We start from the raw sequence: 21,002 nt of genomic DNA on the forward strand, positions 1-21,002 counted from the left end.
GTGTATTCCCGACGGTGAGCGGGCGGCTGCGCCGCCTTGGCGTGGTCTCAGGCCGCTGCCTTGTGAGCGTGTGAGGGGGCGTCGTTGAGCCGGTGCAACGCGCGAAATTTCGACGGCGGAATCCCTTTTTGCGCGAGAAACTGCCGGTTGAAGTTCGATACGTTATTGAATCCGACGCGGTAACAGATATCGGTCACGCCGAGATCCGAGCACATGAGCAGTTCGCAGGCTTCGTTGAGGCGCAGCCGGTTCTGATACTGCACAAACGTGCAGCCCGTATGCCGCTTGAAGAAGCGCGTAAAGGTGCTGACGCTCATGCTCGACATTTCCGCAACGTCGACTTCACGCAGATTGCCGACGAGATTCTGCTGGATGTAGGACAGCACCTGGTTGATGGTCGACGACATATAGGGCTGCGCACTGACGTTGTATGCCGGACCGGCGAGCAGTTTCCTGCTGGTGCAGGCGATCAACTGGTCGAGGATCGACATCAGCAGCATCACGCGGCGCGCACCGTGCGCACCTGAAACCTCCTGCATCACAGGGGCAATCGCGAGGCCGAGTGCGTCCGGAAACTGGATACCTCGCGACGCCTGATCGATTAGCGCGATCGCGGGGCTGAGTTCAGCGAATGCCGCGACCATCTTTTCGACTGCATCGCGCGAGAACTGCAGCACGAGGTCGCGGGAGGGCACGCTCGCGCCGCCGCTGTCTGTCACCCAGTTATGAGGCAGATTCGGGCCCGTCAGCACGATGTTGCCAGGATGGAAGTCCCCGATGTGGTCGCCCACGAAAAACTTGCCCGATGAAGCACGAATGACATGCACTTCGTACTCCGGGTGGAAGTGCCATTTCGCAACCATATGCGGATAGTCGTGCACCCAGGCCCGAAAGGACTCGTCCTGACGGGTATGGACCAATTCGAGATCCGGATTCATTGCTCTCGTCTCCACGGGAATCCTGGCTTCGCGGCCAACACGCGCGCTCGCACGCTAATGTACTCCCACGCCGGGCGCCGCGTGCAGGCGCGGGTCGGGTAGGGGCGCCGCAGCTGCCTCTTCTGCCAGCCCAAGCGACACGTTAGCCCCCGTCGCGACGTCGAAAACATGCAGATCGTGTTCGCGCAACGCGAGTCTGACGTGATCCCCGGTGGGAGGCACGGCATTCGCCGGTACAAGCGCGGTGATACGCTCGCCTGAGCAGTCAACGGTAATGAGCGCTTCTGCGCCCAACACTTCAACCAGCTCCACCGTACCGCTGAGCATGAGTGCATCATCCGCTCTCGCATCATCTGGAATCCATACGAAATTTGGGCGAACCGCCAGCTTGATCGCCTGTCCGTCCTGCAAGCGCTGAAAGCGGTTTGCGTGTAGTTCCCAGTGACCGACGGCAGACGACGCGATGACTCTTTCGCCAGTGCGTTGCACCGAGGCATCGAGAAAATTCATCGCAGGCGTGCCGATAAAGCCCGCACCAAAAATCGTGCGCGGATAGCGGTATAGCTCGGTCGGCGTGCCTTCCTGCTCGATGCGTCCGCCGCGCATCAGAATGACGCGGTCGGCTAGCGTCATCGCCTCGAGCTGGTCGTGCGTCACGTAGACCGTGGTCGTTTTCAGGCGCTGATGCAAGCGTTTGATGTCGGTGCGCAACGGGCGCGCAACCTGGCGTCGAGGTTCGACAATGGCTCGTCGAACAGGAAGACCGCGGGCGTCTTGATCATCGCCCGGGCGATGGCGGCGCGCTGCTGCTGGCCGCCCGACATGGCGCGCGGCTTGCGCTCTAGCAGCGCATCGAGATTGAGCATGGCGGCCACCTCGCGCACGCGGCGGTCGATCTCGGCCTTGGGCGTTTTGAGGCGCCGCAGGCCAAATGCGATGTTCTCGTACACGCTCATGTGCGGATAGAGCGCGTAGTTCTGGAAGACCATCGCGACATTGCGCTCGCGTGCGGGTACGTCGTTCACGACAGTGCCGCCGATCGAGAGATTGCCTCCCGATATCTCCTCCAGCCCGGCGATCATGCGCAGCATCGTCGACTTGCCGCATCCCGACGGCCCCAGCAGAACGACGAACTCGCCTTCGTCGATGTGCAGGTCGAGTGGATGCAGTACCGGTTGCCCGGCGTCGTACTGCTTCATGAGCCCTTCGCAGACGATAGTCGCCATGATTCAATCCATCTCGATCTGGATCTTCACGTCCTCGGGCCGGCCAGCAGCGGCTTCCTCGAACGCTTTGATGCCGTCTGAAAATGCGAACTTGCGGGAGATGAACGGGTTCACGTCGATCATTCCCGAACTGATGAGGGCCAGCGCCCGCGGAAAAATGTTCGCGTAGCGGAACACGGATTCGAGCCGGATCTCCTTTGCCTGCATCGCTACCACGTCGAGCGCGACCGGGCCTGGCGGCATGCCAACCAGCACCGCGCAGCCGCCCGGACACACGAGGTCCAGCAGCGTCTCGAAGACCTTCGCATTGCCCGAGGCTTCGAACACGACATCGGCGCCCCAGTCTTCGGTCACCTGGCGCACCACGTCCTGGAGCGATTCCACTGCGGCATTCACAGTAGTCACCGCCGGATTGCCCGCGAAATGGCGCAATTTCTCTTTCACGACGTCGGCGAGGATCACGCGCGACGCGCCGCCCGCGAGCGCCGCGAGCGCCGTCATCGCGCCGATGGTGCCTGCACCAATTACGACGGCCACGTCGCCGGGCTTCATCGCGGCCTTCGTGGCTGCTTGCAGGCCGATCGACAAGGGCTCGACGATGGCGCCTTGCGCGAACGAGACGTTGTCCGGAAGTCGGAAAGTGAACGCGGCTGGGTGCACCACGTAGGGAGTCAGGCAGCCATGCACCGGGGGAGTGGCCCAGAACCTCACGGCGGGGTCCAGGTTGTACAGTCCGCGCATGGTGGCACGTGAATCGAACTGCGGCACGCCGGGTTCCATGCAAACGCGGTCGCCAACTTTCAGGTGACCGACTTCGGCCCCCACCTCGACGATCGTGCCCGACGCCTCATGACCGAGCACCATCGGCTGTTCGACCTTGAACGGCCCAATGCGGCCGTGCGTGAAGTAGTGCACGTCACTTCCGCACACGCCAACGGTATGAATGCGAACCTTGACATCCCGTGGCCCGATCGCAAGCGGCAAATCGATGTCCCGCAGGCTCAGGCGTCTAGCTTCTTCCAGTACAAGTGCCTTCACAACATTCTCCTTATTTTCCTTTGACCATTGAGTTCAGGAGGCGAATCAGCACGCCCACGAAGATGATTGGCGGCAGTGCGAGTAGAACTGTCGACGCGTTGATCACGCCCCACGGCACCTCCTGACCGAGCGACGTAAACGCGGATGCGACGACCGGCAGGGTGGCGCTGCGCGAGGACGTCAGCGCAAGTCCCATCATCAGTTCGTTCCAGACCAGCACGAAGCTGAAGATGATGCCGCCCAGCAGTGTGTTGCCACAGGTCGGCAAGGCAATGCGCCAGAACACGGCGTAAGGTCCATAACCGTCGAGCGTGGCGGCTTCCTCGATCTCGCGCGGCATGCGCTGGAACACGGGTATCGAGAGCCATGTGATGGTGGACAAGGTCGTTAGCAGATAGGTGACGATCATCGAGAACCGCGTGTCATACAGCCCGAGGTCCACCCAGATCGCGATGAGCGGAATCGCTACCGCGACCGGCGGCAGGAAACGCAGCGACAGCAGGAAGAACTGGATGTCGCGTTTTGCCGGAACGTGAAAACGAGCGATCACGTAGGCTGCAGGCACGCCAAGCACTGTGCCCAGGATGACCGCGGTGCCCACGATGACCGAACTGTTCTCCAGTGCGATCAGCACCTCCGGGCTCGAAATCACCTGCCGGTAATTGTCCAGAGTGGGCGTGAAGATGAAACGCGGCGTGGGTGTGACGATATCGAGCAGGTTCTTCAGTGAATTGAGCACTGCCCAGAGGACGGGGAACACCGCCGCGACGGCGAGCGCTACACCGAGCAGCAGAATCGTACTGCGGGAGATCAGTCTTCCCATTTGTTCACCCGCTTCCAGATAAGCGTGAAAATCAAGGTCGTGGCGACCATCATCAGGACCGCCATGCTCGACGCGTATGACACCTTTCCTGCGAGGCCGATTCCCTGGGAGTACGCATACATGTCCAGCGTTTCGGTGGATACGCCCGGGCCGCCTTTGGTCATCACGTAGATCAGGTCGAACGAGCGCAGCGATTCCACCATCTTGATGAACACGAGACTCATGATCGGCGCCTTCAGCATTGGCAGCGCGATGTATGCATAAACCTGCCATGTGCTCGCATAGTCGAGCCGTGCGGCTTCGAGCGGCTCGGGCGGCAGCGTCTCGAGCAGCTTCAGCACCACCACGGAAAAGAACAGTCCCCATTGCCAGATATCGACCAGCGCGACCGCATAGAGCGCAAGCGCCGGGTCCGAGAGAAAGGCCGTGTTCGTGATGCCAAAGAGGCCGATCAACCAGCTGAGAATGCCATTGAGCGGCGAGTACATGAACTTCCAGATAAACGCCGCAGAAACACGTGGCAACAGCACAGGGATGATCAACAGCACACTGATGGCATTGCGCAACCGGCCGTGCACATGCTCGAACAGATAAATGGCAACGACGATTCCGAGCGCGACCGCGCCTAGCACCGTCACGACCTCCCAGATGGCCGAGACCTCGATGGAGTTGATGAAGCGCCGATCGGCAGCAAGGCGCACGAAATTGCGCATCCAGACGAACTCGCTGTCCGGGTAGCGCAACACGCGATTGCGGAGCGCGAGGTTGATCGCCGCGATGGTAGGCACGAATCCCAGGACCGCCATCGCAACGAGAGGCGGCACCAGAAATACGAACGGAAGGCTAGTCTTACCGCGATTGAACATTCAGCTCTCCAGCTTCGAATACGCGGGAGCGCATGCCGCCGCTCCGTTGCACAGAAGGGATTCGCGCGCCTCGCGCGCGTCCCCGCGGTGCCCCTCACTTGCGCGCATGCTCCATGGCATCTTCCGCGTACTGGGTCGAATCGTTGAGCGCGCCCTGAATGTCCTTCTGGGTGCCCGTAAAGATCTCCTCGAGCGCCACGCCAAGGTTGTCACCGATATCCGGCCATTGGGGGCTCGGCCAGAACGTAACCTTCGACACCGGCGTCGTATCCTTCAACCCGGCGAGAATCTGCGGTTTGACATGCTTCTGGAAATAGTCGCTTTCGACTGTGCTCGTGCGGTTGTAGTCGCTGAACACGTTGTCGCGCAGGCGCGCCTGTTCCTGCTCCTTGCTCGTTGCCCACGCAATGAACTTGCCGGCTGCCTGGCGGGCGCATTCGTCCTTTGCGCCGACTGCAGAAATGGCCAGACCATGCCCGTAAGCGGCGGACGGCAGCGGTGAGGGCGGTCTCGCGTAGCCGACCTTGTCGGCGATACTCGACTTGGTGGGGTCTTCCATCCAGTCGGCGAACGGCGTCGACTCGATCATGAACGCCACCTTGCCAGAGCGGAATGCTTCGAGTGCGTTGCTCCAGTCATAGGTGGTGGAGCCCGGCGGCGCATACTTGAAGAGGTCTGTGTAAAGCTGCGTGGCCTTGACGGCAGAGGGTGAATTGAATGCGGGTTGCTGCTGCTTGTCGGTCCATGTGCCGCCTTCGGCGAGCATGAACGGCGCCCAGCGCCAGACGTTCATGCCGGAGCCGCGCTGGCCTCGCGCAACCCAGCCGTACAGGTTCGGCGGCGCGTTGAGTTTCTTGATGTCGGCAACCAGTTCGTCGAGCGTGCGCGGCACCGGCATATGCGCTTTTTCGAGAATATCCCGGCGATAAAACAGGAAGTCGGAACCGCCGATGAGCGGCGCGAAATACGCGACGCCCTTATAGCTCGCGACAGCGCGACGTCCGGGCAGGAAGTCGTTGTAGTCGGCTTCCTTGGGGTAGTACTTCAGCAGGGGCACGATCCAGCCCGCCGTCGCGAACTCGGAGACATTCGCCTCATCCACGTAGTAGACCTGGTATGATCCGGCGCCGGTCGACGCGTCGAGCCGCGATTTTGCACGGCGGTCGTTCTCTCCAAAATAGCTGATCTCGATCTTCGTTCCGGTCTTTTTCTCGTAGTCCGGCAAGGATTTTTCCATCACGGTAAGGCCGAGACTTTTCTGCGCGAGCACCTTGATGACAGGAACATTGCACGACTGCGCGACCGACACGACAGGCAGGGTCGCGCCCAGCAACGCACACAGTGCGGAATAGTGGAACCTTTTCACTGCCGTCTCCTGGAAGGTTTTAGTTCGAGTGGTTTGTTATCGGCCGGTGGAGTTTGCGTGCCGGTAGATAGCGAGCGTAAGTTAGCACCGGCCTGGCGCGCCAGCCACGCCAAAACTGGGCAGCGGTTCTGTACTTTTTGCTCAGTTTTTGTGTGCAGCGCAAAATTTTGTGTCGGACCGAGAGCGTGGTTATGCGCTCTGGCAGGGCGCGATTTCGGTTCGATGGGTGGTTCGGGGATCGTCGCGCGCACAGCCTTTCGCTTTGTCACGCGACAGATCACTCCGATTCTGATCATAAGTATCCCTATGTAATTATTATAGTCGCGAGGACAAGATCCGCTGGAGATCAGGTTGGCAAGACAATTCGCGAAGGCACAGATAGGTATTTACACCAATGCCAAAACGTGTATCGGAGAAGGCGAATTTTTCATTGGAAGGTTATCGGGCTTCTCCATAGACTGTGCCGAACCCATTGATCGAGCGCTGTCTCGAGGCAAGGGGCCGAGTCGACGACGTTCTTGCCTTACCCGGCATTGCCCGGAAATTCAAATCTAGCGAGACAGGGGAGCGGAATACTTGCGTTTTGGCTAAAGCATCCATTCGATCGGTGATTCGAACAGCATCAGGCTGTGGCGAAAAATAGTAATTAGAAACTCGTACATCGGAGACAGAATAATGAAGCTGGTCAGAAAGATCGCACTACGTACGATGGTGGGGGCGGCGTTCGCGATTGCTGCCGGGACAAGCGCATTCGCACAGGGCAAGCCGATTACGCTTGGGTTCTCCCAGGTTGGCGCCGAAAGTGCATGGCGCACGGCAAACACCGTGTCGGTGAAAGCGGCAGCCAAGGATGCCGGCGTCAACCTGAAGTTCTCGGACGCCCAGCAGAAGCAGGAAAACCAGATCAGGGCGATCCGCTCGTTCATCGCGCAGAAGGTCGACGTTATCGCGTTTTCGCCTGTCGTCGAATCCGGCTGGGAGCCGGTGCTCGAAGAGGCGAAGCGTGCAAAGATTCCGGTCGTCCTCACCGATCGCGCGATCGACGTAAAGGATCCCTCGCTGTACGTGACGATGATCGGCTCCGACTTCATGGAAGAGGGGCGGCGCGCAGGCCACTGGCTCGAGGAGCGTTACAAGAACGAGCCGGGTCCCATCAACATCGCAGAACTGCAAGGGACGGTCGGTTCCGCGCCAGCCAACGATCGTCATGCGGGCCTGATGGAAGTGATCAAGAGCGATCCGAAGTTCAAGGTGATCGCGTCGCAAAGCGGTGACTTCACGCTTGCGGGCGGCAAGCAGGTGATGGAAGCGTTTGCGAAGACGTACGGCAAAAAGATCAACGTGGTCTATGCCCATAACGACGATATGGCGCTCGGAGCAATCCAGGCCATGGAAGAAGCAGGCATCAAACCGGGCAAGGATGTCACGGTCGTTTCCTTCGACGCGACGAAGGGTGGCTTCCAGGCCATGGTGGACGGGAAGATCAACGTGGACGTCGAATGCAGCCCGTTGCTCGGTCCTCAGTTGATGGCCGCGGTGAAGGACATCGTGGCCGGCAAGCAGGTTGCGCGGCGCATCGTCACCGACGAAGGCATCTTCCCGATGAATGTCGCAGCGCAAGTCATGCCGAGCCGAAAGTACTGATCTGCACGTCATATCTAGCCGCTGACGGGCGCGCTCGGGAGCGTCACTCCTGAGCGCGCCGGCTCGTCCCCGACACCACTGCCGAGGCCGTCCGCGGATCTCGCGAACATCATGAAGCCTTTACCCATACTCGAAATGACCGGCATCGACAAGACGTTCCCGGGCGTCAAGGCGTTGCAGCAGGTCGATTTTCGGCTGTTTCCCGGTGAGATTCACACGTTGATGGGCCAGAACGGCGCGGGCAAATCAACGCTCATCAACGTACTCACGGGCGTATTCGCACATGATCGCGGCGAAATCTGCCTCGCTGGGAAGCCGGTTCGCTTCACCGCGCCGCTGGACGCCGAAGCCGCCGGCATCCAGACGCTCTATCAGGAAGTGAACCTTTGCCCGAACCTTTCAGTGGCGGAGAACATCTTCGCCGGCCGGCACCCCAAGAAGCGCGGAGCAATCGACTGGAAAGCGATCAACCTGCAGGCGCGGGACGCGCTGGCCGCTCTGGATCTTTACATTGACGTCACGCGCTCGCTGGATTCCTACCCGATCGCGGTCCAGCAGATGGTGGCAATCGCGCGCGCCGTCTCCGTCGACGCGAGCGTGCTCATTCTCGACGAGCCGACGTCAAGTCTCGATGACGGCGAAGTCGCGCGGCTTTTCGCTGTGCTGCGCCGCTTGAAGGAATCGGGAATGGCGATTCTGTTCGTGACGCACTTTCTTGAGCAGACCTATGCCGTGTCGGATCGCATCACCGTCATGCGTAATGGCGCACGAGAAGGCGAGTACCTGGCAAAGGACTTGCCCGTCGACGTGCTGGTCGCAAAGATGACTGGCCGCGAAGGCATGAATGAGGCAATGAAGGCTGGCGCATCGGACGGACCACACCCGGATGCAGCGGCAACCCCCTTTCTTTCCATGCAGGGTGTGGGTCGGCGTGGATTGATGAGTCCCGTCGATCTCGACGTGTGTCCAGGCCAGATCGTCGGCCTTGCTGGACTGCTCGGTTCTGGCCGCACCGAAACAGCGCGGCTGGTGTTCGGCGCGGAACGCCCGGACACTGGGACGATGCTGATCGACGGACATCGCGCGAAGCTCACTTCGCCGCGTGACGCTGTGCGACATGGCATTGCCTATTGTCCCGAGGATCGAAAAAAAGAAGGAATCGTAGCGGCATTGTCGATCCGGGAAAACATCGTTCTGGCGTTGCAGGCACGACGTGGATGGTGGCGCATGCTGAGTTACGCCCGCCAAAGAAAAATGGCCGATGAATACATCGCGCAACTCGGGATCAAGGCACGCGACGCAGAGCAGCCCATCGGCCTGCTCTCGGGGGGAAACCAGCAAAAGGTGCTGCTCGCCCGCTGGCTCGCGACCGAGCCGAAACTCTTGATTATGGATGAGCCAACGCGCGGTATCGACGTCGCCGCGAAGTTCGAGATCATGGACCGTGTGCGTTCGCTTTGCGCGAAAGGCCTCGCAATTCTCTTTATCTCTTCTGAAATGAGCGAGGTGGTTCGCGTCAGTCACAGGATTGCTGTCCTGCGCGACCGTCGCAAGGTCGCCGAGATCGCGGGCGATCGCCTCTCGGAGGATCAGGTGTATCAACTCATCGCAGGAGGCGAGTCATGAAACCGGTTCGCGCGCTGGTGCGGCATCAACTGGTCTGGCCCGCCATCACACTCGTCTTGCTGATTCTTCTGGACGTGGCGCATCGCGCAAGCTTTCTCTCTGTGACAGTCCTCGACGGTCATCTTTTCGGTGCGCCGATCGACATCCTCAATCGTGCTGCGCCGCTCGTGATGGTCTCCCTCGGCATGACGCTCGTCATCGCGACGCGAGGCATCGACATCTCGGTCGGAGCAACGGTAGCCATTGCGGGCGCGGCCGCCGCGATCATCCTCGAGGCGGATCCGTCGCGCGTTGGCATGGCGCTTGGGGCGGCGATTGCCGTCGGACTGTTGGCCGGGATGTGGAACGGTCTGCTTGTCGCGCTCGTCGGGATGCAGCCGATCATCGCCACACTCATATTGATGGTCGCAGGGCGGGGCGTTGCACAGTTGCTGACCGGCGGCCAGATTATTCCCATCGGTGCACCTGGCTACCTCAGGCTGGGAGATGGATATCTGGCGATGGTTCCCTGCTCGGTCTGGATCGCGGTCGTCGTGACGCTCGCGCTCGCGCTTCTGGTGAACCGCACCGCGCTCGGACTCTTTGTCCGCTCCATTGGCGTCAATCCTGTCGCAACGCGGCTGGTCGGGCTGCGTTCCGGCGCGATCGTCTTCGGCGTGTATGTCATCTGTGGGTTGATGGCGGCGCTCGCCGGGATCATCGCCAGCTCGAACGTACGGAGTGCCGATGGAAACAATGCGGGTCTGTTGCTCGAACTCGACGCGATTCTGGCCGTGACGCTCGGCGGGACGTCGTTGCTTGGCGGCCGCTTCAGTCTTGGCGGCACGGTGCTCGGCGCATTGATCATCCAGACGTTGACCTACACGACCTATTCGATCGGTGTGCCGCCGGAAGCAACGCTCGTTGTCAAGGCGATTGTCGTGGTCGCGGTGAGTGTCATTCAGTCGGAGGTTGCGCGTGCGCTGGTTGTCAGGCAGGTGAAACATCTTCTTTCCCCGGCGCGCGAACGCGCATCCACCGGAACGAGTCCATCATGAGAAAGCTGACTGGTCGTCTGGCCGATCCGAGAACCCTGCCCATCGTCGCAACGATCGTGCTGTTCGCCGCGCTGTTCGGGTTTGGTTCTGTCATGTACACCGGCTTCTTTTCGATGCAGGTTTTGACGGGCCTGTTCGTTGACAACGCGTTTCTGCTTGTCGTGGCGATTGGCATGACGTTCGTGATCCTGTCGGGAGGCATCGACCTGTCGGTCGGCGCTGTGGTTGCCCTGACCACGATACTGTGCGCTGTGGGCGCGCAGTGGCTGCATTGGCCCATCTGGGTCGTCGTGCCGATCGTGCTGGTTTTCGGCGCGCTCTACGGTGCGGCGATGGGAGCGCTGATTCACTTCTTCCGCCTGCAGCCGTTCATCATCACGCTCGCGGGCATGTTCCTGGCTCGCGGCGCATGCTTCCTGATCACGACGGAATCGATCACGATCGACGAGCCGACGTTCCATGCTGTCGCGTCTCTGAATATTCCGGTCGGCGGCGGCTCCCTCAATGCCGGATCGCTGGTTGGCATTGCGACGCTCGTGATCGCCATTTTCATCGCGCACTTTACGCGCTTCGGGCGCAACGTTTATGCAATTGGCGGCAATGAGCGCTCTGCGCTCCTTATGGGCTTGCCAGTCGCAAGAACGAAGATCGCAGTGTATGCGTTGAGCGGCTTCTGCTCGGCGCTGGGCGGGGTGATCTTTACGCTGTATGTGCTTTCCGGGTACGGACTGCAGGCACAGGGGATGGAACTCGATGCGATCGCTGCAACGGTGATCGGCGGAACGTTGTTGACCGGCGGGGTCGGCTACGTAATCGGCTCGCTGTTCGGCGTCGGCATCCTCGGCACCATCCAGACGCTGATCACCTTCGACGGCACGTTGAGTTCGTGGTGGACGCGCATCGTCATCGGCGCATTGCTCTGCGTGTTCTGTCTGCTGCAGCGGATCATCGAGCGGCACGCGGGTCGACGCCGCAAGGGCGGCACAGATCTCGCGTCGACCTCGGCCGGGCCATCGCACGGTAGGCAGCGGGGGCGGGATAAGCGCGGTCGCGGTGATCTCGTCACGACGACCTGAACGTCTCAGGTTGATATCCAGTCTGGCCGAACGAGAGGGGAGAACATGCTCGAGTTGCGGGAAACGGATTTACGAGAGCCAGGCTTCGGGAAGGCGGCGCAACCTGGAGAGCCAGAGCAGGGCACAGGCGACAAGGCGTATCGGCAGACGACGCTTTCGAATGCCTATCTGAGGCTCGACGTAGAGGCGGGGCGCCACGGCGGGATTGCGCAACTAGAGTGGAACGACCGGGGCGTGTGGACGCCCGTCTTTCGACAGGCGCAGCGGCGAGGGCATAGAACTGCTCCCCGTCGACTATCGTGTCAACCGTCGATCTGGGTTCAGAACGTGGCGCAGGACATCCGGGCTGCGGCGACGTCGTCAGGATCACAGCCAATCGGCGCAAGTCGGCGGGTTCCGCTGGCCGATGTTGCACTTATGGGCGACTGGAAAATCGACTCGACCGGAGAAAAATGTCTCCGCTTGATAGCCGAAGTCGCAGAGCGCTATAGGGCAGTCCAGACATATGAGCTTGACGGGCCGACACTGGAAATCGCCGTCGAACTCGAGAATACGGGACACACGCCGCTACCGTGCGAAATCGAGGTCAGTCCGGCCCTGGTGCGCGACGCGGATACCCGCATAAGCGCGCCGGCGGGCTGGATCTGGATTGCACGAGAGAACGGAAAGACTCCCAGGCTCGTTCCGGCTCCGTTCGCGTGGCAATTCGGGGTGACATACCCTTTACCGGCGAAGGCGGTAGACCACGCGTTCACTGGCTGGGGAGGGAGGGCGCTGGTCGAATGGCCGGCGCGACAGTTTTCTCTCGCGATCGTGGGAAACACGGACTGCTATCGCCTTTGTGCATATCCGGAAGACGATTCGTTTTCGTTCCAGGTGATGAATGATCAATCGGAACACCGCTACATCCTCGACGGCGATGGCTTGCACGGGCTTTCGGTTCTTGCTGCGGGACAAACGCTCAGCCGTCGGGTCAGCTTCACAGTCGAACGTCTGGCGTCTCTGACGAGGACCGCGCGCTACTCGGCGGAGTAGTGGTTTATTGCAGTTGGAATCTTTTCATATTAATAAAAAGGTCGTCACGGCCCGTGTGGAGAGGTCGATTTGACACATCATGAATCGGGGGGAAACATGCTCAAGGGGCTCAGTATCAAAAGCGGGCTGACCTGCGTAATTTCGGTGTTTGTCGTCATCCTTGCTGTGACGAGCTCTGCGGGCATTCTGGCGCTGAAGCTGAACAACGACGCGCTGCGAGCGATGTATGAAGTGGATACCAGTTCGCTGGTCGCGCTGAAGACCAGTGACGCCTTGCTTCAGCGCGCACGCGTTTCACTCGACAGCTACCTTTCGTTGTATGGTCTGGGTGACCCGGAGCCGGACTTGCTCTCGGGCGCGCGACAGGATCTAAAGGATTCCGAACGAGAATTCTCGAAATATCTTTCACTGCAATCGGGCGCGGACTCCGATGCGGCGAAGCAGCTGGCAGAGCGCCGCCGGTCGGTCCTCGACAAGGCAATCCTGCCCGCGGCTGACGCGCTCGGCCAAATGGATTTCGGCCACTTCAAGGAACTCCAGGGGAAGGCGACACAGGATGCGGTGGCGTCTTATCAGAGCGCGATGAAGGAACGCGAGAACGCGGTCGTCGACTTGCAACGGCAACGTTTTGCGCAGGCGCAGTCGCGCTTTCATTTGATGGTCGCCATGCTTGCGGCAACGGCGGCGGTCGCACTTGCCGTGGGAATAGGCGCTCGGCGGATCCTCGTTGGAATTGTGGTGAGCCCTATCGCTGAAATCAAGACACATCTCGCGCGCATTGCCTCAGGCAATCTTCAGGGTGATGTGCTCGCTGAATATCGGAACGAGATGGGAATGCTCATGGCGGACGTCAGGACGATGCAGGACGCGCTGGTGCGAACTGTCCGGAGCGTTCGCGGCGGCACGGAAACCATCAACGTCGGCGCACAGGAGATTGCCTCCGGCAGCGCGGATCTTTCGCGGCGAACCGAGCAACAGGCAGCGTCGCTCGAGCTTGCAGCCGCGAACATGGCGCAGCTGACGCGGGCCGTCAAGAAGAACGCGGAGACTGCCGATACCGTGAGTCGACAGGCCTTGGCGGCTTCACAAACGGCATCTGCGGGCGGCGAGGTGGTTCACGAAGTCGTCCGGACGATGCAAGGCATATCGGTGCATTCCAGCAAGGTCGCCGAAATCGTGGGCCTGATAGAGAGCATCGCCTTCCAGACCAACATTCTGGCGCTGAATGCCGCCGTCGAGGCGGCACGGGCTGGAGAACTCGGGCGCGGTTTTGCGGTCGTTGCGAGTGAGGTCCGAAGTCTCGCTCAACGAAGTGCGCAGGCGGCAAAAGAGATCAAGCAGTTGATCGATGCGACGGTCGGGAAGATCGACCAAGGTTCGCTGCTCGCGCAAAGGGCAGGCACGATCATGACCGAGGTCGTGTCGTCAGTCTCAGCGGTAAGCGGGTTGATGGCTGAGTTGCACCGGGCTACGCAGGAACAGAGTCACGACATCGAGCAGGTGAGTGGCGCGGTCGTGCAAATGGACACAACGACTCAGCAAAATGCGGCACTCGTCGAGCAGGCTGCAGCCGCAGCCCAGTCGCTCAAGGAGCAGGCCGCGCTGCTCGACAATGTCGTTTCGGAATTCAAGATCGCATCGGGTACGTCGTGACTCTGCCGCGAGCACAAGCAACCTTATAGCACTGCTGTCGCTTCGATCTCGATCTTGAAGCCGAAGTGGAGTGGTCCCGTCGGCACGATTGTGCGTGCCGGCCGCGCCTCGCTCGCCCAATCCGCGTAGATCTGATTGAAACTCGGCCAATGCTCGATATCGTCGAGATAGACGCGAACCTGGACCAGTTGCGCGATGCTGCTGCCTGCGCCTTCTAGCGCAACCTTGAGATTCGCCAGCACCTGCTCGGCCTGCGCCTCGAACGACGCGTCGGTCAGCTTTTGGCCCTGCGCGTCGATCGGCAACTGACCCGACACGAAGACCAGTCCGTTTGCAATCGCCACGTGACTATAGTGGCCGCCCGGGGGACGTAGGTTCACCGGGTTTTCCGTGCGCGGCAATCGCGTGCCCGATTCGTTACCAGCCATGAAAGCGGCTCCATACGGTTGTTTCGCCATCTGCGGATAGCGCGTGATACTCCGGGAACTGCGTGCCTGTTGCGCAGGCATGATTGGGCAGGATACGCAGCTTCGTTCCGATCGGAAAGCGGGTCGCCAGGTTCGTTGTTTGCTGAGTTTCATGAGCGGGCGACAAAATCCCGTGCTCCTGGTTTGCACCGCTTAAGACCCAGTCTGTCAAAGGCGTGCCATCGAGACTACAGGGCAGACCATATCCGAAATCTTCCGTCTGCCGCGACGTTCCGCGGTCGCGGCTCATCGCCATCCAGCCTGCGTCCACGATCACCCATTCTTTTTCCGGCTGATGGCCGATGACCGTCGTGAGCACGCTCAAAGCGATGTCATCGGTCGAGCATACGCCGATGTTGCGCATCACGAGATCAAAAAAGACGTAAACACCCGCGCGCACCTCGGATACGCCATCCAGTTTCTCGGCGGACAACGCGGTGGGTGTCGAACCGACGCTCACTGCGTCACAGGGGAGGCCCGCGTCACGCAGCCGTTGCGCTGCGCGAACACAGCCTGCGCGTTCCTGTTCGGCGAGCGCAGACAGCGCATCGGGCGTGTGAAGCTCGTAGCTGGAGCCCGCGTGTGTCATCACGCCGCCGAGCTTGACGCCGCTGTCATGCAGGATACGCCCGACCTCCAGCAACGCATCCTGCTCCGGCGCGATCCCTGAGCGATGCCCATCCGTATCCACCTCGATCCAGACTTCGAAGGCTTCCTTCTGCCCGGCGCAATACCTCGCGACTTCTACCGCTGCGCGCGTGTTGTCCACCACCAGCTTCAGATCGCAGCCCCGTTGTCGGAGCGCCATCGCTCTTGGCAGCTTCGACGGCACGATACTGACCGCGTAGAGAATATCGGTCACGCCAGCCGCAAAGAACGCTTCCGCTTCCTTCAGCGTCGAAACCGTGATGCCGTTCGCGCCGGCCGCCAGTTGCGCGTGCACCACCTCCCTACATTTGGTCGTTTTCACGTGCGGGCGAAACTTCACGCCGAGCGCGTTCAGGCGCGACTGCATGCGCGCAATATTCCTGTTCATCCGCGGGATATCGACCAGGGCTGCAGGGGTATCGAGTTGATCAAGTTTCATGATTTCAGTTGGGCAGTTTGTTGTGCGCCGAAATGTCGAACCGGCTGCACCAGGGCACAAGTGATTCCAGTGTCGGCGCCTCGATTTCGGGAGGCGGCGCACCTTCTACCAAGGGCAGGGCAACCCTGTTGTGCCAATAAGTCCGCAAGCCGACCGAGGCGGTGCCGAACATGTCGTAGCTCGAGCCGGCGACGAAGACGGCCTCCGAAGGCGTCACGCCGAGCACGTCGAGCGCCAGGCGATAGGGCGTCGGGTCGGGTTTGTATGCGCCGGCTTCTTCGGCGGTGATTACGGCATCCCATTTGACGGGAAAGATTCCTGCCGCCTGGCGGCCAAGTCGTATCGAGCAGTTGGTTACGATGGCGATCTTGCAATGCGGTTGAAGCTGTTGCACTGCCTCGACGGCACCGCTCCACGGTGTCAGTTGAAGCCAGTCTGCCTCAAGCGCGAGTGCGGAGGATTCGGGCAAGCCCACGTGCACCGCGGACTGCTTTACCAGCTGTTCGTAGGCGACGTAGCGCCCGCAACCGTAGGTTAGACGTAGGTACTCGGCGCGCCACGCACGCCCCGCCTGCTCCGAGCCTGCGGAGCGGTTCCAGAGCGTCCACGAGTCGAGCAGCGCGGTGAGAAGATCGAAGAGGACCGCCTTCGGATAGCCGGTCGTTGAAGATGGACTGCTCATGAGCGAGGCCTCCATGCGGTTCGTTCATGGCATCAAGTATAGAGTTCGATCAGGCGCCGGGAATTCAGTCGCACGAAATCAATCATTCAGAAAGATTGAATGTCTTTCGAGGTGTCGGCTAGCTCCGCCACGGCGGCTGTGGGCGAAAATGAGCCTGCAGATACTGCATGAATTGCCGGGTGCGTGCGGGCAATCCGGCGCGATTGTTGGTGAGTGCGATCACATCGGCGTCGGGCGCCTTCCATGCGGGGAGCAGCCGCACGAGGTTTCCCTTCGCGATATCGCCGGCAACGTCCCATTCCGAGCGGAGAATGACGCCACGGCCCTCACACGCCCATTGGCGAATCACCTCGCCATCGTTGCAGCTCAACTTCGACGACACGCGGATACTGCGCGCCGCGCGGCCCTTGCGGAACTGCCAGAGCGATGCGTCTTCGTTGTTCTCTCGCAGCACGATACATGGCAGTTCGGCCAGATCGTCAGGGGTTTCCGGGTTCGGAAAGCGCTTCAGAAACGCTGGGGATGCACACACGAAGCGTGCATTCGGCGCAATCGCATGGCCGATCAGATTCGACGCAGGCAGATCGCCGATATGAACCACGATGTCATAGCGGTCGGCGGCCTCGGTCAATGGTTGATCGGTGAGCGTCAACTCGATGTCGACGTCGGGGTTGTCCTGCTGGAAGCGGGACACGACGGAAGCGAGATAGCGCCGCCCGAAACCCAGTGGCGCGCGAACTCTCACGGTGCCGACGAGCCCACCGCGGCGTGCGCGCAAATCCTCGAGCAGCGTGTCGAACTGTGTCACCAGGTGTGCGCCGCGTTGGCACAGCAACATTCCTTCTTCCGTGAACCGTAAGCGGCGAGCGCTGCGGTCGACGAGGCGGATATCGAGTTTTCTTTCGATCTGCTGCAACCGCTGCGTGACCGCCGGCGGCGACAGCCCAAGCTTTCTCGCTGCCGCAACGAGGCTGCCGGTTTCCTGTATGGTCAGCAGGAAGCGAATGTCATTTGAATCGCTCATGTTGGTCTCATCGCGGTTGCGGCTGCAATTGTTGTTCGGTGGGCCCGCGCCGGGAGGGACGCAGCGGGGATCGCCGCGATGCGATTCATTGGACTCGATATCGCGCCAGGAAAGTGCAAACGGCGCTCTCGACGACGCGTTCTACCTGATCGTCGGACAGGGCGTAGTCTGTTTGCATGAGGCGAGGATAAAAAACGGTCTCGCCCAGCATGCCAATGAATTCTGCGCGCGCGAGCTGCACGTCGGCAACACGCAGCTCGCCTTCGTCAACGCGCCTTTGCAACCAGGCATCCGTAATATCGCTGAATAAATGCTTCGCAAGTTGAAAGCGGGCGCCCACCGCGGGAAAGTTTCGCGCTTGCCCAATAATCAGGCGCATCGCGGAAATCAACCGCGCGTCTGAAACGAGCTCGCAGAATGCGCGTCCAATTTCGCGCAGGCCCGGTTCGACGTCGTTGGGCACGACGTGATCTTTCCAGCTCGAGAATAGCTGATGGATCAGATGGTCCACCGCTTCGACGAACAGCGTTTCCTTGCTGGGAAAATGTTTGTACAGGGTCGCGTATGACACTGTCGCGCGATCGCCAATGGAATCCATCGTGGCCGCGTCGTATCCGCTTTCCAGGAACGTTGCAATTGCAACCTCCAGGATCAGCGCGCGCTTTTCCCTGCTAACACGCTGCTGATATCCCTCTACGCCGTTCGTCGAGGAAGTCTCTCCGCGCGAGATGGGCTTCTTCCTTCCTGCCTTCGCTATTTCCACTCACAAGCTCCAAAACTATCGGTCTGGAAGGCATTCTGCCCCCCGTTGGCAAAAATCGCCAGCAAGCGAGACTGCGGACGGTCCTTCGAAATCGGACGCATCGGTAATGCCGGGTTTTCCCTACCTTTCTCGCTGCCGTTTAGTACTATAGTGTAATACACACTACACCATGAAGCTCGAACAGAAATGGGAGCCAGCGTGAACGGTTTCAGACGATTAAGCACAGCCTCGGTTATCAGAGGCGGGAAAGGCTGGTCATTACTCGGGGCGAGGTGCTCCGGCTGTGAAGCGCCCATCTATCCAGTCCTCACCGTATGCCCGCACTGCGGCGGCCGCGACTTCGTTGCGTTGCCGCTGCCGACAATCGGCACCCTCTACTGCCACAGCGTGGTGCATATGGGACCAAGGGGCGTCGACACGCCCTATACCGTCGGCTACGTGGACTTTAGTGAGGGTCTGAGGGTCTTCGGGCGCATCGAAATGGAGGCTGGCGCTGTCCAGACGGGGCAACAACTCGAATTGCGAGTGAAAGCAGCAAACAAACGAGCGAGCCAGTTCATCTACTTCTTTGCCGCACCCGGCGAAGTTCCCCGGCAGGTAAGTTCATGAGCGCGACGAACGGTTTGAGGAGCGTGAGCGTCGCTGGCACAGGTATGGTTCGCTTTGGGCGTTTCCCGGAAGTGAGTCTTGCGCAGCTCGCCGCGCCTGCGGTCATCGAGGCACTTGATGAAGCTGGAATCGATCGACCGCGCATCGGCGCTATTTATTGCGGAACGGTATCCGGTGGTCCATTGGCTGCTCAACGTATCGCACGGGAGACGGGGCTGACCGGCATCGAAGCGGCGAATTTCGAAAATGCCTGCTCGTCGTCGGCGAGCGCATTCCGGCACGCCTGGCTCGCGATTGCCGCGGGGGCGGTGGATTGTGCCGTGGTGGTCGGAGCGGAGCAATTGACCCGTCTCGGCAGCGGCCCACTTGATCTGGGCGATGAGGATGTCGAGGCGGCGAACGGTTTGACGATGCCGGCGCTGTACGCAATGCGCGCACAGCGGTACATGCACGAATTCGATTTGTCGCCTCGCGATCTCGCGCAGATCGCGGTCAAGGCCAGGGCGAATGGCGCGCTCAACGCGTATGCACAGATCCGCAGCACCATGTCGGTGGATGAGGTGCTCGCTAGTCGGCAGGTGGCCTCGCCGCTGACGTTGCATCAGTGCTGCCCGCTGGGCGATGGCGCATCGGCGGTCGTGCTTGCGGCCTCCGACTTTCCCATTGCGAATCGGCAAGGCGCCGTGAAGATTCTTGCGTCGCATCTGACGTCGGGCCGTTACATGCAGGGAGGCAGGGATATGACGACTCCCGAGGTCACGATGCGTTGTGCGAACGAGACCTACGAATCCTGCGGCATCGGCCCTTCCGACATCGATCTCGTCGAGTGTCACGACGCCTTCACCATCGCCGAATTGCTGTACTACGAAGCACTGGGTTTTGCCCGCCACGGAGAAGGGGCGGCTTTGATCAGGGAAGGTCAAACGTCGCTGAACGGACGGATTCCGTTCAACCCGTCCGGCGGTCTGCTCTGCAGGGGCCATCCGCTTGGCGCGTCGGGAATCGCGCAGATCGTCGAAATAACCCGCCAGTTGCAGGGCCGCTGCGGCGCACGGCAGGTCGCGAAAGACAAGCCGCGCGGTCCGCGAATCGGGCTGGCGCACATCACCGGTGGAGGCACCTACGGCTTCGATCACGGTGCCTGCGCAATACACATTCTTGGAAGGTGAGAAGTGAAATCAGCACCCTTTACCTGGCACCGCCCGGAAAGCGTGGCGCGTGCCGTCGAGCTGCTTGCCACGCTGGACAACGCACGCCTCATCGCTGGCGGGCAGACGCTGATGCCGCTGCTGGCCATGCGTTACGCGTATGTGGACCATCTGATCGACGTGAACGCGATACCCGGCCTCGACGGGATAGCGTTGGAAGGCGGCGAGGTCTGCATCGGCGCACTGGTTCGCCAGCGAGATGTCGAACAATCTCCCTTGATTCATCGATACGCACCGCTGATGGTCGAGGCGTATCGATTGGTCGGTCATATTCAGACGCGAAATCGGGGCACTTTTGTCGGAAGCGTTTGCAATCTCGACCCGGCCTCGGAGCAGCCCGCACTCGCCGAAATCTTCAATGCGACCATCGTCGCCGTGGGACCCCGCGGAGAGCGGCGCATCCCGTTTCATGAGTTCGCGTGCGGCTTCATGACGACTTCGATCGAACCGGACGAAATGGTGACGCAAATTCGCCTGCGCATCTGGAACGAGCCGCACGGCTATGCGTTCGAGGAATTCGCGCGCAGGCATGGGGACTTCGCAATCGTCGGGGCCGCGGCCATGGTGTCCGTCGACGCCAATCGCGCTATCGGCCGTGCCGACGTGGTCCTGTGCGGCATGGGCAGCAAACCTTGCCGTCTGCAGCTCGACGACGTCCTCCAGGGACAGCAGCCCAGCGACGGTCTCGCAAAGGCAGCAGCCGGCAGAGCAAGCTCGATCGATGCCCTTGGCGACACGAGTGCCAGTGCCGCCTATCGGCAACGCCTCGCGAGCACCGTAACCGAGCGTGCGCTTGGGCGTGCGTTCGCTCGCGCATTGAACGCAAGCTGAGGG

At 60.8% G+C, this 21,002-nt stretch carries 19 protein-coding genes and 1 pseudogene; 9 read left to right on the top strand and 11 right to left on the bottom strand.

Going from position 1 to position 21,002, the window contains the following annotated elements; genetic code table 11:
* Positions 1-47: 47 nt before the first annotated feature.
* The 6 genes and pseudogenes from ACOJB8_RS04905 to ACOJB8_RS04930 form a co-directional block, all read right to left on the bottom strand.
* On the bottom strand, positions 48-938 hold the full coding sequence (locus tag ACOJB8_RS04905; RefSeq protein ID WP_342949984.1) for an AraC family transcriptional regulator: 891 nt from the start codon (positions 936-938) through the stop codon (positions 48-50).
* 54 nt (positions 939-992) lie between these two features.
* Positions 993-2,164: pseudogene (locus ACOJB8_RS04910) on the bottom strand (ABC transporter ATP-binding protein).
* Positions 2,165-2,167: 3 nt separating this feature from the next.
* A complete protein-coding gene (locus ACOJB8_RS04915) occupies positions 2,168-3,202 on the bottom strand; it encodes an NAD(P)-dependent alcohol dehydrogenase (RefSeq protein ID WP_069267283.1) in 1,035 nt (344 codons plus the stop codon).
* 10 nt (positions 3,203-3,212) lie between these two features.
* On the bottom strand, positions 3,213-4,025 hold the full coding sequence (locus ACOJB8_RS04920) for a carbohydrate ABC transporter permease (protein ID WP_069267282.1): 813 nt from the start codon (positions 4,023-4,025) through the stop codon (positions 3,213-3,215).
* The gene (locus ACOJB8_RS04925) at positions 4,013-4,891 is read right to left on the bottom strand and encodes a carbohydrate ABC transporter permease (protein WP_069267281.1); all 879 of its coding nucleotides are present in this window, start codon (positions 4,889-4,891) and stop codon (positions 4,013-4,015) included. Before ACOJB8_RS04925 ends, ACOJB8_RS04920 begins: the two co-directional genes overlap by 13 nt.
* A gap of 94 nt (positions 4,892-4,985) precedes the next feature.
* Positions 4,986-6,257 (bottom strand): ABC transporter substrate-binding protein, encoded by a 1,272-nt coding sequence (locus tag ACOJB8_RS04930; protein WP_475011270.1) that lies wholly within the window; start codon positions 6,255-6,257, stop codon positions 4,986-4,988.
* 675 nt (positions 6,258-6,932) lie between these two features.
* On the opposite strand from ACOJB8_RS04930, the gene ACOJB8_RS04935 reads away from it, so the two are divergent.
* The 6 genes from ACOJB8_RS04935 (at position 6,933) to ACOJB8_RS04960 (ending at position 14,328) form a co-directional block, all read left to right on the top strand.
* Positions 6,933-7,901 carry an ABC transporter substrate-binding protein gene (locus ACOJB8_RS04935; RefSeq protein WP_342949989.1) on the top strand — a complete coding sequence of 323 codons (969 nt, stop codon included), beginning with the start codon at positions 6,933-6,935 and terminating at the stop codon, positions 7,899-7,901.
* 111 nt (positions 7,902-8,012) lie between these two features.
* Positions 8,013-9,527 carry a sugar ABC transporter ATP-binding protein gene (locus ACOJB8_RS04940; protein WP_368606100.1) on the top strand — a complete coding sequence of 505 codons (1,515 nt, stop codon included), beginning with the start codon at positions 8,013-8,015 and terminating at the stop codon, positions 9,525-9,527.
* Entirely contained in the window at positions 9,524-10,564 is a 1,041-nt protein-coding gene (locus ACOJB8_RS04945; RefSeq protein WP_368606101.1) for an ABC transporter permease, read from the top strand. Before ACOJB8_RS04940 ends, ACOJB8_RS04945 begins: the two co-directional genes overlap by 4 nt.
* Entirely contained in the window at positions 10,561-11,640 is a 1,080-nt protein-coding gene (gene yjfF, locus ACOJB8_RS04950; protein ID WP_475011272.1) for a galactofuranose ABC transporter, permease protein YjfF, read from the top strand. Before ACOJB8_RS04945 ends, yjfF begins: the two co-directional genes overlap by 4 nt.
* Positions 11,641-12,057: 417 nt before the next feature.
* Complete coding sequence (locus ACOJB8_RS04955) at positions 12,058-12,675, top strand: aldose epimerase family protein (RefSeq protein ID WP_475011274.1); 618 nt, start codon at positions 12,058-12,060, stop codon at positions 12,673-12,675.
* 96 nt (positions 12,676-12,771) lie between these two features.
* Positions 12,772-14,328: a methyl-accepting chemotaxis protein gene (locus tag ACOJB8_RS04960; RefSeq protein ID WP_475011275.1), complete on the top strand. Its 1,557-nt coding sequence runs from the start codon at positions 12,772-12,774 to the stop codon at positions 14,326-14,328.
* A gap of 23 nt (positions 14,329-14,351) precedes the next feature.
* Here the strand turns inward: ACOJB8_RS04960 and ACOJB8_RS04965 are convergent, their stop codons facing one another.
* The 5 genes from ACOJB8_RS04965 to ACOJB8_RS04985 all read right to left on the bottom strand — a co-directional run bounded on the left by ACOJB8_RS04965 (position 14,352) and on the right by ACOJB8_RS04985 (position 18,351).
* Positions 14,352-14,756 (bottom strand): RidA family protein, encoded by a 405-nt coding sequence (locus ACOJB8_RS04965; RefSeq protein ID WP_069267273.1) that lies wholly within the window; start codon positions 14,754-14,756, stop codon positions 14,352-14,354.
* Positions 14,746-15,882, bottom strand: a complete 1,137-nt coding sequence (locus ACOJB8_RS04970; RefSeq protein ID WP_475011276.1) for a DSD1 family PLP-dependent enzyme — start codon at positions 15,880-15,882, stop codon at positions 14,746-14,748. The genes ACOJB8_RS04965 and ACOJB8_RS04970 overlap by 11 nt, the downstream gene beginning before the upstream one ends.
* A 4-nt stretch (positions 15,883-15,886) precedes the next feature.
* Entirely contained in the window at positions 15,887-16,564 is a 678-nt protein-coding gene (locus ACOJB8_RS04975; RefSeq protein WP_406954088.1) for an HAD-IA family hydrolase, read from the bottom strand.
* A 118-nt stretch (positions 16,565-16,682) separates the two neighbouring features.
* The gene (locus tag ACOJB8_RS04980; RefSeq protein ID WP_475011278.1) at positions 16,683-17,588 is read right to left on the bottom strand and encodes a LysR family transcriptional regulator; all 906 of its coding nucleotides are present in this window, start codon (positions 17,586-17,588) and stop codon (positions 16,683-16,685) included.
* Between the two features lie 85 nt (positions 17,589-17,673).
* A complete protein-coding gene (locus ACOJB8_RS04985) occupies positions 17,674-18,351 on the bottom strand; it encodes a TetR/AcrR family transcriptional regulator (protein ID WP_342949997.1) in 678 nt (225 codons plus the stop codon).
* Positions 18,352-18,549: 198 nt separating this feature from the next.
* Here ACOJB8_RS04985 and ACOJB8_RS04990 point away from each other — a divergent pair, with 198 nt between their 5' ends.
* From ACOJB8_RS04990 to ACOJB8_RS05000, 3 genes are read left to right on the top strand one after another with little or no spacing between them, the layout of a single operon-like run.
* Positions 18,550-18,960, top strand: a complete 411-nt coding sequence (locus tag ACOJB8_RS04990; protein WP_176732962.1) for a Zn-ribbon domain-containing OB-fold protein — start codon at positions 18,550-18,552, stop codon at positions 18,958-18,960.
* On the top strand, positions 18,957-20,129 hold the full coding sequence (locus tag ACOJB8_RS04995) for a thiolase family protein (protein ID WP_083245486.1): 1,173 nt from the start codon (positions 18,957-18,959) through the stop codon (positions 20,127-20,129). Before ACOJB8_RS04990 ends, ACOJB8_RS04995 begins: the two co-directional genes overlap by 4 nt.
* Positions 20,130-20,132: 3 nt before the next feature.
* Positions 20,133-20,999, top strand: a complete 867-nt coding sequence (locus ACOJB8_RS05000; protein WP_475011282.1) for an FAD binding domain-containing protein — start codon at positions 20,133-20,135, stop codon at positions 20,997-20,999.
* The last annotated feature ends 3 nt before the right edge of the window (positions 21,000-21,002 follow it).

It is taken from the genome of Paraburkholderia sp. BR10141, assembly GCF_056155635.1.

Bases quoted from the DNA above. Each gene is read 5' to 3' on its own strand.
- ACOJB8_RS04905 (WP_342949984.1), bottom strand. From the start codon at position 938: ATGAATCCGGATCTCGAATTGGTCCATACCCGTCAGGACGAGTCCTTT.
- ACOJB8_RS04920 (WP_069267282.1), bottom strand. From the start codon at position 4,025: ATGGGAAGACTGATCTCCCGCAGTACGATTCTGCTGCTCGGTGTAGCG.
- ACOJB8_RS04925 (WP_069267281.1), bottom strand. From the start codon at position 4,891: ATGTTCAATCGCGGTAAGACTAGCCTTCCGTTCGTATTTCTGGTGCCG.
- ACOJB8_RS04935 (WP_342949989.1), top strand. From the start codon at position 6,933: ATGAAGCTGGTCAGAAAGATCGCACTACGTACGATGGTGGGGGCGGCG.
- ACOJB8_RS04940 (WP_368606100.1), top strand. From the start codon at position 8,013: ATGAAGCCTTTACCCATACTCGAAATGACCGGCATCGACAAGACGTTC.
- ACOJB8_RS04945 (WP_368606101.1), top strand. From the start codon at position 9,524: ATGAAACCGGTTCGCGCGCTGGTGCGGCATCAACTGGTCTGGCCCGCC.
- yjfF (WP_475011272.1), top strand. From the start codon at position 10,561: ATGAGAAAGCTGACTGGTCGTCTGGCCGATCCGAGAACCCTGCCCATC.
- ACOJB8_RS04955 (WP_475011274.1), top strand. From the start codon at position 12,058: ATGGGCGACTGGAAAATCGACTCGACCGGAGAAAAATGTCTCCGCTTG.
- ACOJB8_RS04960 (WP_475011275.1), top strand. From the start codon at position 12,772: ATGCTCAAGGGGCTCAGTATCAAAAGCGGGCTGACCTGCGTAATTTCG.
- ACOJB8_RS04965 (WP_069267273.1), bottom strand. From the start codon at position 14,756: ATGGCTGGTAACGAATCGGGCACGCGATTGCCGCGCACGGAAAACCCG.
- ACOJB8_RS04970 (WP_475011276.1), bottom strand. From the start codon at position 15,882: ATGAAACTTGATCAACTCGATACCCCTGCAGCCCTGGTCGATATCCCG.
- ACOJB8_RS04975 (WP_406954088.1), bottom strand. From the start codon at position 16,564: ATGAGCAGTCCATCTTCAACGACCGGCTATCCGAAGGCGGTCCTCTTC.
- ACOJB8_RS04980 (WP_475011278.1), bottom strand. From the start codon at position 17,588: ATGAGCGATTCAAATGACATTCGCTTCCTGCTGACCATACAGGAAACC.
- ACOJB8_RS04995 (WP_083245486.1), top strand. From the start codon at position 18,957: ATGAGCGCGACGAACGGTTTGAGGAGCGTGAGCGTCGCTGGCACAGGT.